The sequence below is a fragment of the Sphingomonas sp. DC1600-2 genome, assembly GCF_049897605.1.
GTDB lineage: Bacteria > Pseudomonadota > Alphaproteobacteria > Sphingomonadales > Sphingomonadaceae > Sphingomonas.
Genome location: NZ_JAFCWO010000001.1, coordinates 67,008 through 80,098 on the forward strand (window position 1 = coordinate 67,008; position 13,091 = coordinate 80,098).

Below are 13,091 nucleotides of genomic sequence, written 5' to 3' on the forward strand. Positions count from 1 at the left end.
CCTGCGTCTAAAGCGCGGGCATGGACTTGGTCGAATTTCGTCGGACGCGGTTGGGCGATGCGCTGTGTGCGTTCGCGCTCGCTACGGTGTTGTGCGCGGGCTGGGCGTGGCGCGACTGGGCCGCGCTGTCCGCGCTGCAACTGACCGATACCGACGACATGATGCGCCTCCAGCAGATTCGCGACTGGATTGCGGGTCAGGGCTTTGCCGATCTCGCGCAACACCGTCTGGGTTGGGGGGCGGGGCTGGAAATGCACTGGTCGCGCCTTCCCGACCTCCTCCCCGCGACGTTCATCGTGTCGCTGACCCCGGTCGTCGGGCACCACTGGGCTGAGCTTGTCGCGGTGATCGCATGGCCGACCTTGCTGTTCGCAGGCGCGCTTTGCCTGACGACGCGGATTGCGCGTGTGCTGGGCGGTCAGGCGATCGCGCGGACTGCCGCCGTTGTCGCGGCGGTCGCCTTTCCTGCCACGACGATCTTCGTGCCCGGACGAGTCGACCATCACGGCCTTCAGGTGTTTTTGTTGCTGATCGTCGTGCGCGCGCTGGTCGCGCGTCCGGCGATGGAGCCGGGGCTGGTCGCCGGCCTCGCCGCTGCTGCCAGCGTGGTGATCGGGCTGGAAACCGCGCCGCTGATCGCGGCGGCGGGCGTCGCTATGACCATCGGATGGTTGCGGGCAAGCGCCGGGAGCGACGACCGGATGATGGGCTTCGGGATCGGCCTTGGTGCCGGGTTGCTGGCGGCGTCGATCGTTTTCCGGACCTCCTCCTGGGGCTATCCCGGGTGCGATGGCTTCACGATGGTCACTTGGCGCGCCGCCGTGATCGCGGCCTTTGCGCCGATGGGCATGGCACTGGCGGCCCGCGACATCGCGCGCCCCGCGACCCGAGCCATATTGGGGTCGATCATCGTCATCGTTGTCGGCGTCGGCATGGTGCTGGTCGCGCCGCAATGCTTGTCGCCTTATGGCATGGTGGATCCGATGCTGGCTCGCTTGTGGCTGGCCAAGGTGGGCGAGGCACAGCCGCTGTTTGCGACACCGTTGCCGATCGCCATTGGTTATGCCGGGGTGATGGTGGCGGGCGTGGCAGCGAGCGCTTGGCGGGTGTCGGTCACGCGCGATCCGCGCTGGGCCAGTATGCTGTTGGTGCAGGTCGCGGCCTTGCTGGTAACGTGCTTGCAATTGCGCGGGGCCTATGCCGGGGCAATTTTGGCGGCCCCCGCGCTGGCGGCGGTCATTGCGGCGGCGCGCGCGCGCGGTTCGCTGTCCTTGGCGGGGGCCTGGCTTGCCTCGGCCGGGATGCTGTATCCGATGGCCGCGCAAGCCGTGGCCGCACGGGCGAGCACGGCGCAACCCGGCGCACGTGCCGCCGATGCGGCAGCGGCCTCCGGCGAAAAGGGGCTTCTCGACCTTGCCGCACTGCCGCCCGGGCGGTTGCTGGCTCCGCTCGATCTCGGGGCCTATGCCATCGGCGCGACGCGATTGCAGGTGGTGGGCGCGCCCTATCATCGGAACAATGTCGGGAATCTGGCGGTCTATCGCTTCTTCCTCGGGCAGCCCGATCAGGGCGTAACCGTCGCGAAAACATGGCAATTGCGCTATGTCGCGCTGCGCGCCGACGATTTCGGCGGGGCAGCGGCGGGAACGCTGGCCGAGGCGCTGAAACGGGGAGCGCCGCCGCCTTGGCTGCGGCGCATCCCCACGCGCGAGCGGGCGCTGTTTCTTTATCGCGTTCAAGGCGGCTTGTTTCCGAAGCAACCTGCGCGGTAAGAGCCGCAAATGCAGGGGGATCTCGAAAAGCTGCACTGGTGGCAGACACGCACGTTCGTCGCGCTGATGGCGCTGGTGGCGATCATCCCGTTATTGCGCCCGGAAATCCCGCCCTTGGTCGATTTGCCGGGGCATATGGGCCGCTACCGCGTGCAATTGTCGCGCGAGGCGTATCCCTGGCTGTCCGACTGGTACAATTTCAGCTGGCAGTTGATCGGCAATCTCGGGATCGACATTCTGATCATCCCGCTGGCCAAGCTGTTCGGGCTGGAACTGGCGGTCAAGCTGATCGTCATGACGATCCCGGCGCTGACCGTCACCGGTTTCCTGTGGATCGCGCGGGAAGTGCATGGGCGCATTCCGCCGACGGCGCTATTCGCGTTGCCGCTCGCTTATAGTTATGCCTTCCAATTCGGGTTCGTGAACTTCGCGCTGTCGATGGCGTTGGCGCTCAACGCCTTTGCCTTGTGGTTGCGGCTGGCGCGCACCGGGCATTTCCGGTTGCGCGCGGCGATCTTTGTGCCGCTGTCGTGCCTGATCTGGCTGTGCCACACCTTTGGCTGGGGCGTGCTCGGCGTGCTCGCCTGTTCGGCGGAAATGGTCCGTCAGCATGATGCGCGCACCGACCGGGGGCCGATGAGCTGGATCAAGGCATGGGTTCGCGCCGGGCTCGGCTGCGTTCCGCTTGCCTTGCCGATCATCCTGATGGTGGTATGGCGCAGCGGCGAGCATGTCGGCGGGGAGACCGGCGACTGGTTCAACTGGCGCGCCAAAATCGGCTGGCTGACGATGGCGCTCCGCGATCGCTGGATGGCGTTCGATATAGCGTCGATCGCGGTGCTGTATTTGATCCTGTTTCGCGGCTTTCGCGATCCCAATGTCGAATATTCACGCAATCTCGGGCTGTCGGCGTTGTTCCTGCTCGTCGTGTTCATCGTGTTGCCGCGGATCGTGTTTGGCTCGGCCTATGCCGACATGCGGCTTGCCCCGTTCATGCTCGGCATCGCGATCATCGCGTTGCGCCCTAAGAAGGGCTTGTCGATTCGCGGCAGTGCGACGCTGGCGGCGGCGGGACTGGCGTTTTTCCTGGTGCGGATCGCGGCGGGCACGGTCAGTTTCTGGATGTTCGCCGATGATTATGACCGCGAATTGAAAGCGCTCGATCATCTGCCGGTTGGCGCGCGGCTGGTCACCTTCATCGGCACCGAATGCGGCAGCCCGTGGACGATGACCCGGCTCGAACATCTGTCGGCCATCGCGCTCGAGCGGAAGATGGCTTATACCAACGATCAATGGTCGATGGCCGGGGCGCAATTGCTGACCACGCGCTATCTGCCGGCCGGGCGCTTCGCGCATGATCCGTCGCAAATCGTGACCAGCGTACAATGCCCGCGCGAATGGTGGCGGCCGATCAGCCGTGCGATGGCGCGCTTCCCGCGCAATGCCTTCGACTATGTCTGGCTGATCCGTCCGCCCGCTTATGATCCCAAGTTCAATGCCGGGCTGGTGCCGATCTGGCGCGACGGGACGAGCGTGCTCTACCGGGTCGACCATGGTGCGCCGGGCATCAAGATCAGCGACGAAGCGCTCCGCCCGCGCATCCGCCCGGTGCCGACGCCGTTCTAGCCGCGCTTGAACGGCGTCATCGCGCCGAGGAATTCCTGGTCGGATTCGACCGATTCGCGTTCGCGGACCAGAAAATCGGCGATGGCGCGGCGGAAGCCTAGGTCCGGGATATAATGCGCTGACCAAGTCGGCACAGGCACATAACCGCGCGCGAGCTTGTGTTCGCCTTGCGCCCCCGCTTCGACCGTCTTCAATCCGCGCGCGATGGCGGCGTCGATCGCCTGATAATAGCACAGTTCGAAATGGAGGAAGGGTACCTCTTCGGTACAGCCCCAATAGCGGCCGTACAGCGTGTCGGTGCCGATCAGGTTGAGCGCGCCCGCGATCGGCCGCCCGTCGCGTTCGGCGAAGATCAGCAGGACCTGGTCGGGCATGGCCTCGCCGAGCAGCGAGAAGAACTGCCGCGTCAGATAAGGCTGGCCCCATTTGCGCGCGCCGGTGTCCTGATAGAACACCCAAAAGGCATCCCAATCGGCTTCGGTGATATCGGATCCCGACACATGGCGGATCGTCAGCCCTTCGATCGCGCCGCTACGCTCCTTGCGGATCGCCTTGCGCTTGCGGCTGGCGAGCTCGCCCAGGAAATCGTCGAAGGCACCGTAGCCCTGATTTTGCCAGTGGAATTGCGTGCCTTCGCGGATCAGCCAGCCTGCCGCCTCAAAGGCGGGGAGTTGATCGGGACAGACGAAGGTCGCGTGGGCGGAGGAGAGGCCGTGCTGGTCGGTCACCGCCTCGATCGCCGCGATCAGCGCGGGGGCTTGTGCAGGGTCGCGCAGCAACAGCCGCGGGCCCGGCGCGGGGGTGAACGGCACCGCGACCTGCAGCTTGGGGTAATAGCTGCCACCCGCCCGCTCCCATGCGTCGGCCCAGGCATGGTCGAACACATATTCGCCCTGGCTGTGGCTCTTGGCATAAGCCGGCGCGATCGCGGCGGGTTGGCCATCGGCCCCGTCGATGAGGATCGGAATCGGTTGCCAGCCGGTGCGCGCCCGGGCGCTGCCCGAACGTTCGAGGATCGACAGGAAGGCATGGCTGACAAACGGATTGTCGCGGCCGGCGCACGCATCCCATGCCTCCGCCGGGATAGCGCAGACGCCATCGGCGATACGGGCGGTGACGGCGTTGCTCACGCGCTTAAGCTAGGGCTTCACGTCCAGCTTCTCAACCGTTCTGGCGGCGAACGAGCAACACAAGGCCAGCAGCAGGAAGGGCGTGGCGAAGTCGCGGTGGCGTTCGCCGAATTCGAACCAAACGCCAAACAGCACGCATTGCAACCCGCACGCCGCGATCAGCAGAACTAGCGTGAAGGGAATGCGCGCCAGCCGAAGCGCGGCGATGGCGAGCATCGCCAGATGCGCTCCCTGCGCCAGCGGCCATAGCGCCGCCGCGAGCACGCGCGGAAAGGGCGGCCCCATTGCGAGGAGGCGATTGATACCAAATTCGGCAATACCGCAGGCCCGCAGCAACTTGGTCACGGTCAGCCGGAGAAAGGCAGCCGGATGCGCTTCGATCCAGCCGAGCGCGATGGCACCGATCCGTTTGCCATAAGCGAGCTCGGGGATGCCTTTGAGAGTGGCGGGCGGGGGCTCCCAATTGCCGGTGGCGTCGGGGTTGTTGCCGATCCACAGGCTGGCACCGCTGGCGGTGGTCAGCGGTACGAAGGCATGGAAGACGATCCAGTTGCGAACCCACCACGGCAGCAGCACCGCCCCGGCAACGAGCGCGCCGCGCAGCCCCGCCGCGAGCATGGGCCACACCCCGATGCGGCGCACCAGCACCAGGCCAAAGAGCGCGGTGAGCGGTGCCTCGCCCGGCTGGGTCAAAGCGAGCAAGCCAGCCGGAAGCCCCAGCGCGAGCGCGCCGCGCCAGCCGGGTCGACGGTCGATCCAGGCCAGTGCCAGCGCCAGGATCAGCAGCCCGCACAGCCCCTCCTTTTGTGCGAGCGGTGCCGAAAACAGCACGGACGGCCACATCAGATAAAGCCACGCTGCGCGTCGTCCCGCGACTGCGCGGCCGAGGCGGCGGCCCAATAAGACGATCAACCACGCCGCAGTGCCATCGATCAGTGTTCCGAGCGCCAGCACCGACGGCGTGGTAAATCCGGCAAGCGCGCCCCAGCCCGCCAGAAGGAGCGGATAGAGTGGCGGGAACAGCGCGCGCCAGGCACTGCCGAAATATGGCTCGTGGATGACCAGGCCCTGGCCCGCAAGCAGACCCTTGGCCAAATTGAGGTAGCTATTGGGGTCGCCCGTCGAGGTTCGCCCCACCGCGAACAGCGCAAAAGCCACGCGCACCACGATCAGGACGGTCGCCAATGCCGCGAACGGCAGCGGCGCGGGCCGATCGCGCAACAGGCGAAAGCCGAATCCTGCCAGGGCGATCCAGCCCAAGGCCACCACGATACTGGCGAGCGAAACGCCCCAGCGGCCGTCGAAATCGGGCAGCGCGGTCAACCCATAGAGAAGAAACACGCCGAGCGCGGCCTGCACGCCCCATTTGACGAGATTCTGGATCGGGTTTGGTCCGACGGTCACTGACCGAAGCTGGTCGCGCGGTACAGCAAGGTAATCGCGACTCGGCGATTGCGCGGATCGGTGGGGTTGCCCTTGATGATCGGTTCGCGGTCGGCGACGCCTTCGATGCGATTGAAGCGCGTTTCGCCAATGCCGCCTGCGGCCAGCCGACGCCGCGTTGCCTCGGCGCGCGCGCTCGACAGCATCCAGTTGTTCATCGCCAGCGGGTCGCCATAGCCAAGGCTGTCGGTATGGCCGCGGATCATGATCGGGTTCTCGGTGTCCTTGATCGTTTGGGCGACAAGGCCGATCAGCGCCGAGGCGCGCGGTTCAAGCTGGGTCGTGCCCAGGTCGAACATCGAATAGTCGGCATCGTCGAGCAGATCGATCCGCAAGCCGTCGCGCGTCTGGACGAAGCGGACATGGTTGGACAGCTTGGCGAGATTGGGCGTTGCCGCCATTGCGCGCGCCATCTGGCGCTTCATCGTCTCGAAATTCTTGCGATCCTCGGCGGATAGCGCTGCGCGATCCTTGAGCGTGCCCTTCTGCCCGGTGCCGACCTGTGCGCCGCCGACGGCGTCGGCCGGCACCGTCATCGAGCGCGTGCCGGTCTGCGATGCCTTATGCTGGTAATTGTCCTGGTCGGTGATCGAAGATCCGCCGAACAGGCCCATCGAGCCCGCGCTGTTTTCCTTCAGTTGCACCAGAGTGGGCGAGAAATAGTCGGCGAGCGCCTTGCGCTGCTTTTCGTTGGTTGCACCCAGCAGCCACATCAGCAGGAAGAACGCCATCATCGCGGTGACGAAATCGGCATAAGCGACCTTCCACGCGCCGCCGTGATGGCCGCCATGCCCTTCGATATAGACCTTCTTGTAGATGATCTTGGGCGGCAGGTTGGTGCCGTGCGGCGCGCGCGCGGTGGCCATTAGCGGACACCGGCCAAAGAATTTTCACGCGAAGGCGTGGACCAGACCACGCTTACCGCCCCCGCAGACCGTCGAACACCTCGGCGAAGCCGGGTTGGTTCGAGTGCGCGATGCCCGAGCGGGCGGCTTCGATGACGAGCGGCTGCGGGTGGCCGTGGAGCGAGGCGATGATGATCTGCTTGACGACGTGATAGATCGCGGCGTCGGCCTCGATGACCTGCTTCAGCCGGTTGGCGAGCGGGGCGACGATGCCGTACGCCAGCAGCACGCCCATGAAGGTGCCGACCAGCGCAGACCCGATCATCGCGCCGAGGATCGCGGGCGGCTTGTCGATCGAGCCCATCGTCTTGACCACGCCGAGCACCGCCGCGACGATGCCGAGCGCCGGCAACGCATCGGCGAGCGTGGCGATCGTGCCTTGCGGGCCTTCGACTTCGTGATGGTGCGTCTTGATCATGTTATCCATCACGTCTTCGACCGCATGGACGTCGAGCGTGCCCGACGACACCACGACCAGCCGCAATGTGTCGGCGATCAGGTTGACCAGCGTGTGGTCGGCGAGCAGGCGCGGATATTCGGCGAAGACGGCGGAGGATTTGGGATCCTCGACATGCGGCTCCAGCGCGATCGGCCCTTCGGTGCGCAGCATCTTCATCAGCTTCGACACCAGGAAGATGACGTCGAGATAATCCTGTTTCTTATATTTTGGGCCCTTGAACACCTTCATCAGGCCGCCGCCCAGCGCCTTCAGTTCCTTCATCGAATTTCCGATGATCAGCGCGCCGACTGCGGCACCGCCGATGATCAGCATTTCGTGCGGAATCGCTTCCATCACCGGGCCGAGCGCGCCGCCGGTGATCGCGAAGCCGCCGAAGATCATCACAAGAAGGACGACGATGCCGATGACGGGAAACATGAGTCGCGGGGTGCCCCTTTTTGGCCCGCCCTACAGAAGGCGTGCGGTATTTCTGAGGGTTAGCGCGGATACGTCGCCAATCGGTTAACCACGCAGGGTATTTTTGTTCGGGCGCGCTGTGCGCGCCGTTATTTCAGATAATCGAACAGCGAAAGCTGGCCGAGCTTGGTGAAGCTCGCCTGCGTTGCCTGCAGGATCGTCATCGTCTTTTGCAGGTCGACGATCGCGGTGGAAATATCGGTATCCTCAAGCGCGGTGCGGTCCACTTCGCGCGCGCCTGCGGCGTCGGTTGCCTGGGACGAGACGATATCGAGCCGGGCGGCGCGCGCACCGACCGAACCCTGCACGTCCGATACCTGGTTGAGCGCCGACTGGATCGCGGTCGCCGCTGTGCCCGATGCGGCAGTGGCGGTTGCCGTGCCACCGGCGTTGAGCGCCGAAATGTAGGTCGACAACACCGCGAAAATATCGGTGGTGCCGCCCTTGCCGTCGGAGATCCCGCCAAACACGCGCTGCGCGCTGTCGGTCGCGCGGACGTCGGTGCCGTCGCCAACGGGAATCGCGGGGACTTCACCGGTTCCGTCGAACGTGACGGTCCCGTCGGCGGCCTGCGTGACCGCGCCCTTGCCCGTCGCCGCCGCGAACAGCGGCTGGCCGCGCGCATCGGTCGTTCCCGCCAAGTTCACCAGATCGTCGCGGATGCTTTGCAGCTCGGTCGCGATCGCCTTGCGATTGGCGTCGTTCAGCGTGCCGTTGGCGGCCTGGGTGGTCAGTTCGGCGGCACGCTGGAGCTGCGAGGTGACGGCGGTGAGCGTCGTGTCGGATTGCTGCAGCAACGATTTTGCGAGGCTGATATTGCTGGCATAAGCGGTGTTGTCGGCATTGGCCTGTTTGATCGCGCTGAGGCGATTATAGGCGACCACGTCCTGCGAGGGCGCGGTGATCTTCTTGCCCGTCGCGATCTGGGTGTTGAGCGTGTCCGCCTGCGCCGACAGCTTGCCGAGCTGCGATGCGCCGGTGGCGTAGAATTGGCTGGTCCCGATTTGCATGGCGGCCTCTAGTGGATATCGAGAATCGACTGCAGCGTGTCGCGCGCGACCTGGATCACCCGGCTCGATGCTTGATAGGCCTGCTGAAAGCGCAGCAGGTCGACTGCTTCGCTGTCGAGATTGACGCCGGACACCGCATCGCGCGCGGCGACCGCATTGTCGCGAATGGCACTTTGTGCGTCGGCGACTTGCTTGCGATTGGCCAGCGTCGATGCGTTGCTGGAAATCAACGCGGTCGTGTTGGCTTCGAACGCGCCGCTCGTGCGCAGCGCGTCGAGATTGGCGAGGTTGCTGTTATCGCGCACGCCCTTGCCCGCCCCAGCGGCGGCGACACCGCGCGGATCGGTCAGCGACAGCGAAATGTCGGTCGGCGTGGTGCCGACCGAGAACAACGCAGCCCCGCTTTTGCCGTCGAGGTCGTTGCCCTGCGCCTGCACGGCGTTGACGCCATCGGTAAAGGCGGTGGCGATGGTGTTGAGCTTGGTGCGCGCGTCCGCGATGCGGGCCGCGCCATCGATGACACCGGCGAGCGCGCCGCCATTGGGCGTGACGGTCGAAACCGCTTGCTGCGTATGGAGCGCAAAGGACACCGTGCCATCGGTGCCGCGCGCGAACGTGACGTTGGCGGCCTGATTGGCTTCGACGAAGGTCGGCCCACCGGCATTGCCGAGTTTGACCGTTGCGCGCCCGACCGAATCGGTTGTCACCGTGATATCGGAGATGGCGCTGATCTGATCCAGGATGGCGTCGCGCTGATCGGCCAATTGGGCGGCACCGTTCGATCCGGGCGTGACGCGGCCGAGCCCCTCATTCACCTTGGCGAGCGACGCGCCCAGCGTGTTGAGCGTGGCAACGGCATTGTCGGCCGTGGCATCGACATCGGCATCGAGATTGTTGAGCGCCTTGCCGGTCGCGGTTAAGCTGTTCGCAACCGAACTGGCCTGTTCGAGCAGCGCGCTGCGCGGTGTGGTCGAGGTCGGGTCGGCGGCGACGGCTTTGGCGGCATTGAAGAACCCGGTCAGGCGGTCGCCCAATTGGTTGCCGGTCAGCGCGGTTTCGATCCGGTCGAGCCAGGCAATGCCGGTTTCGCTCCGTGCGAGGTCCGCGCTCGCGTTGCGCACATCGGCCGCGCGCAGCGAATCCGCCGCACGCGTAACCCCGGCGACCGAAACGCCTTGCCCGGTCGTCGTCGCATTGTTGGCGGTCAGGCTGTTGGCCGGGGCGATCTCGCGCAAATCGGTCGTGCGCTTGGCATAGCCGGGCGTACTCGCGTTGGAGATGTTCTCGGAGACGGTGGTCAGCGCGGTCTGATACGCGCGCACGCCACTCGCACCGATGCCGAGCAGATCACTCACGGCTGATCACCCGGGGGATCGGCCTGCAATCCCTTTTGCGATTTCGCGAGGAAATCGGTCATCGCCTTGCCGATGCCGAGCGGCGCATGCTCGGCCATGCTCTGCGCGAGTTGCGTGCTTTGCATGTCCTTGAAGGTGTCCATGCCCTTCGACCCGAACAGCGTGTCCTCGGCGAGATGCGTCGAATGCATCGCCTTCACCATCATGTTGGTGAACACGGCTTCGAACTTCTTGCCTGCGGCTTCCAGATTGGCGCGGCTTTGCAGGCGGCTGGTGTCGACGCCGACGCCTGCCGAAATGGCGGGTGCCGCGACCGGCGTGATGGCAGGAATCTCGCTCATAGGATGATCAGCTCCGCCTTGAGCGCACCGGCTTCCTTCAACGCTTCCAGGATCGCGACCAGATCGGCGGGCGACGCCCCGATCGCATTGACCGCCTTGACCACGTCGGAGAGCTTGGGGCCGGGCTCGATCAGGAACATCGGGTGCTTTTCCTCGTCGACGGCAACTGCGGACTTCTGTTCCTTGGTGGTCTGGCCCTGGCTGAACGGGGCGGGCTGGCTCGCCTTTTCGGTTTCGTCGATGCGGACGGTCAGCTTGCCATGGGTGACGGCGGCGCTGCCGACGCGCACGGTGGAGTTGATCACAACCGTGCCGGTGCGCGCATTGACGATCACCTTGGCCGAGGGCTCGGCTGAAACCACGTCGAGATTTTCGATCTCGCTCATCAGCGTCGCCCGGACGTCCCCACCCACGGGCGCGCGAACCGAGACCGAGACGGCATCAACCGCTTGTGCGCTGCCCGCACCAAGCCGCGAATTGATGGCTGCTGCGACATTCTGCGCGGTGGTGAAATCGGCGCGGGTGAGGTTGTATGTCAGCACCGGCGTCGTTTCGAACCCCGTCTGCACTGTACGCTCGACCGTCGCGCCTTCGGGAATGCGGCCGGCCGAGGGGATGTTGACGACGATTTGCGATCCGTCCTTGCCCTCAGCGCCCAGGCCGCCGACCGCCAGGTTGCCCTGCGCCATCGCATAGATCTGGCCATCGGCACCGAGCAGCGGCGTCAGGATCAGAGCGCCGCCGCGCAGCGACTTGGCCTTGCCCATCGAGGCGACGGTGATGTCGAGCTTCTGGCCCGGCTTGGCGAAGGGGGGCAAATCGGCGGTGATCAGCACTACGGCGGCGTTCTTCAGGCCGGGGTTGACGTTCGAGGGGAGTTGCAGGCCGAAGCGCGAGGCGACCGCCTTCATCGACTGGATGGTATATTCGAGATTGTCGTCGCCCGTGCCGGGCAGCCCCACGACGATGCCATAACCCGTCAGCTGGTTCGACCGGATGCCCTGGAAGCCGCCGAGATCCTTGATCCGGTCGGCATAAGCGGGCGTCGCCACGGTCAGCGCGACGAGCAAGGCGATCAGGAAGCGACGCATCCGGGCAATCCTCAGAAGGGGCTAACGACGGAGAAGAACCGGCTGAGCCAGCCCTGGCGGCTGGCACGTGCGACATCGCCCTTGCCGGTATAGGCGATCTGCGCATCGGCCACGCGCGTGGACAAAACGCGGTTGTCGGCGTCGATATCGGCGACGCGGATCAGGCCCTTGATCTGCACGAATTCATCGCCGCGATTGAGCGTGACGCGCTTCTGGCCCTGGACCAGCATCGTGCCGTTGGGGAAAACCTGGCTGACGGTGACGCTGACTTCACCCGACAGCGTGTTCGACTGGTCGGTCGCGCCCTGGCCGGTGAAGCTGCGCGTGCCGCTTGCGCTCGCGTCGGTGCCCTTGAACAGCGACAGGGCACCGGTGGTCGGCGGCGTGATGCCGAGGCCGCCGCTCGAATCGAGTTTGGAACTCGCCGATTTGGAGGCGGCGGTGCGCTCGACCAGCACGATCGTCAGCGGGTCGCCGACGCGGCGCGCGCGCGTGCCTTCGTACAACGCGGCATAGCCTTGCGAGACCTGGAAGATCGACCCGGTCGCGACCGGTGGGGCGGCGGGCGGCGGCGGCGGGAAGGCCGCCGAGAAATCCACCGGCGGCTTCTTCTTGCCGAACAGATTCGCGTTGGCGGCGCTGGGGGCCAGCAGGGCGGCGACGATCAGGCCGATTCGGAGGGCGGATGGTTTCATCGGATTAACCATCAGATATTTTGGTTAACATATTTGAGCATTTCGTCGGTGGCCGAGATCATTTTTGAATTGACCTCATAGGCGCGCTGCGTCTCGATCATGTCGACCAGCTCCTCCACGACGTTGACGTTGGAGCCTTCGAGCTGCCCCTGGCGGATGTTGCCGCGCCCATCCTGCCCGGCCACGCCGAGATTGGCGGCACCACTGGCCGAGGTTTCGACCAGGTAATTGTCGCCCTTGTTGAGCAGCCCCCCCGCATTGGGGAAGCTGGCCACCTGGATCTGGCCGAGCTGGGTCGAGCCGGTCTGGCCCGACACGATCGCCGAGACGGTGCCATCGGTGCCGATGGTGATGCCGCTGGCATTTTCGGGGATGGTGATGCCGGGCTGCACTTGATAGCCCTCGCTGGTGACGAGCAGGCCTTCGGGCGAACGCGAGAAATTGCCGGCGCGGGTGTAGCCGAGCGTGCCGCCGGGCATCTGCACCTGGAAATAGCCGTCGCCGTCGAGCGCGAGATCGAGGCTGCCATTGGTCTGCTGAAACGACCCTTGCGTGTCGATCCGCGCGGTTCCCTGCACCCGCACGCCGGTGCCGAGGTTCAGGCCGGTGGCATATTTGGATTCGGCGGTGCTCGGTGCGCCCGGCGCGGTAACGGTCTGGTACGCCAGCGTCTCGAACGCCGCGCGATCCTTCTTGTACGCGGTCGTGTTGACGTTCGCGAGGTTGTTCGAGATGACGCGCATGCGCATGTCCTGGGCATCGATCCCAGTCCGCGCGATTTGCATGGCTGCACTACCCATGGTCTAT

Annotated in this window: 12 protein-coding genes; 2 read left to right on the plus strand and 10 right to left on the minus strand. The window is 65.5% G+C overall.

What is annotated here, in order from left to right; all coding sequences use genetic code 11:
- Window positions 1-20: 20 nt before the first annotated feature.
- Both ACP7BL_RS00370 and ACP7BL_RS00375 read left to right on the plus strand, forming a co-directional pair.
- A complete protein-coding gene (locus ACP7BL_RS00370) occupies window positions 21-1,772 on the plus strand; it encodes a hypothetical protein (protein ID WP_426257322.1) in 1,752 nt (583 codons plus the stop codon).
- Window positions 1,773-1,781: 9 nt separating this feature from the next.
- Window positions 1,782-3,398 (plus strand): hypothetical protein, encoded by a 1,617-nt coding sequence (locus tag ACP7BL_RS00375; protein WP_426257323.1) that lies wholly within the window; start codon window positions 1,782-1,784, stop codon window positions 3,396-3,398.
- Here ACP7BL_RS00375 and ACP7BL_RS00380 read toward each other — a convergent pair.
- The 10 genes from ACP7BL_RS00380 to flgG all read right to left on the minus strand — a co-directional run bounded on the left by ACP7BL_RS00380 (window position 3,395) and on the right by flgG (window position 13,084).
- On the minus strand, window positions 3,395-4,528 hold the full coding sequence (locus ACP7BL_RS00380) for a GNAT family N-acetyltransferase (RefSeq protein WP_426257324.1): 1,134 nt from the start codon (window positions 4,526-4,528) through the stop codon (window positions 3,395-3,397). The genes ACP7BL_RS00375 and ACP7BL_RS00380 overlap by 4 nt on opposite strands.
- Window positions 4,529-4,537: 9 nt before the next feature.
- The gene (locus ACP7BL_RS00385; RefSeq protein WP_426257325.1) at window positions 4,538-5,932 is read right to left on the minus strand and encodes a glycosyltransferase; all 1,395 of its coding nucleotides are present in this window, start codon (window positions 5,930-5,932) and stop codon (window positions 4,538-4,540) included.
- Entirely contained in the window at window positions 5,929-6,837 is a 909-nt protein-coding gene (locus tag ACP7BL_RS00390) for a flagellar motor protein MotB (protein ID WP_033964841.1), read from the minus strand. The genes ACP7BL_RS00385 and ACP7BL_RS00390 overlap by 4 nt, the downstream gene beginning before the upstream one ends.
- 52 nt (window positions 6,838-6,889) lie before the next feature.
- Window positions 6,890-7,753, minus strand: a complete 864-nt coding sequence (gene motA, locus ACP7BL_RS00395; protein ID WP_010405307.1) for a flagellar motor stator protein MotA — start codon at window positions 7,751-7,753, stop codon at window positions 6,890-6,892.
- A gap of 128 nt (window positions 7,754-7,881) precedes the next feature.
- On the minus strand, window positions 7,882-8,802 hold the full coding sequence (flgL, locus tag ACP7BL_RS00400) for a flagellar hook-associated protein FlgL (protein ID WP_137903162.1): 921 nt from the start codon (window positions 8,800-8,802) through the stop codon (window positions 7,882-7,884).
- 8 nt (window positions 8,803-8,810) lie between these two features.
- Window positions 8,811-10,157 carry a flagellar hook-associated protein FlgK gene (flgK, locus tag ACP7BL_RS00405; RefSeq protein WP_426257326.1) on the minus strand — a complete coding sequence of 449 codons (1,347 nt, stop codon included), beginning with the start codon at window positions 10,155-10,157 and terminating at the stop codon, window positions 8,811-8,813.
- Complete coding sequence (locus ACP7BL_RS00410; protein WP_033964843.1) at window positions 10,154-10,498, minus strand: rod-binding protein; 345 nt, start codon at window positions 10,496-10,498, stop codon at window positions 10,154-10,156. Before ACP7BL_RS00410 ends, flgK begins: the two co-directional genes overlap by 4 nt.
- On the minus strand, window positions 10,495-11,589 hold the full coding sequence (locus ACP7BL_RS00415; RefSeq protein ID WP_426257327.1) for a flagellar basal body P-ring protein FlgI: 1,095 nt from the start codon (window positions 11,587-11,589) through the stop codon (window positions 10,495-10,497). Before ACP7BL_RS00415 ends, ACP7BL_RS00410 begins: the two co-directional genes overlap by 4 nt.
- 11 nt (window positions 11,590-11,600) lie before the next feature.
- Entirely contained in the window at window positions 11,601-12,284 is a 684-nt protein-coding gene (locus ACP7BL_RS00420) for a flagellar basal body L-ring protein FlgH (RefSeq protein ID WP_426257328.1), read from the minus strand.
- Between the two features lie 11 nt (window positions 12,285-12,295).
- On the minus strand, window positions 12,296-13,084 hold the full coding sequence (gene flgG, locus ACP7BL_RS00425) for a flagellar basal-body rod protein FlgG (protein WP_029622597.1): 789 nt from the start codon (window positions 13,082-13,084) through the stop codon (window positions 12,296-12,298).
- Window positions 13,085-13,091 lie beyond the last annotated feature (7 nt).

Coding starts and splice junctions, on each gene's coding strand:
- ACP7BL_RS00370 (WP_426257322.1), top strand. CDS start 21: ATGGACTTGGTCGAATTTCGTCGGACGCGGTTGGGCGATGCGCTGTGT.
- ACP7BL_RS00375 (WP_426257323.1), top strand. CDS start 1,782: ATGCAGGGGGATCTCGAAAAGCTGCACTGGTGGCAGACACGCACGTTC.
- ACP7BL_RS00390 (WP_033964841.1), bottom strand. CDS start 6,837: ATGGCCACCGCGCGCGCGCCGCACGGCACCAACCTGCCGCCCAAGATC.
- motA (WP_010405307.1), bottom strand. CDS start 7,753: ATGTTTCCCGTCATCGGCATCGTCGTCCTTCTTGTGATGATCTTCGGC.
- flgL (WP_137903162.1), bottom strand. CDS start 8,802: ATGCAAATCGGGACCAGCCAATTCTACGCCACCGGCGCATCGCAGCTC.
- ACP7BL_RS00410 (WP_033964843.1), bottom strand. CDS start 10,498: ATGAGCGAGATTCCTGCCATCACGCCGGTCGCGGCACCCGCCATTTCG.
- ACP7BL_RS00415 (WP_426257327.1), bottom strand. CDS start 11,589: ATGCGTCGCTTCCTGATCGCCTTGCTCGTCGCGCTGACCGTGGCGACG.
- ACP7BL_RS00420 (WP_426257328.1), bottom strand. CDS start 12,284: ATGAAACCATCCGCCCTCCGAATCGGCCTGATCGTCGCCGCCCTGCTG.
- flgG (WP_029622597.1), bottom strand. CDS start 13,084: ATGGGTAGTGCAGCCATGCAAATCGCGCGGACTGGGATCGATGCCCAG.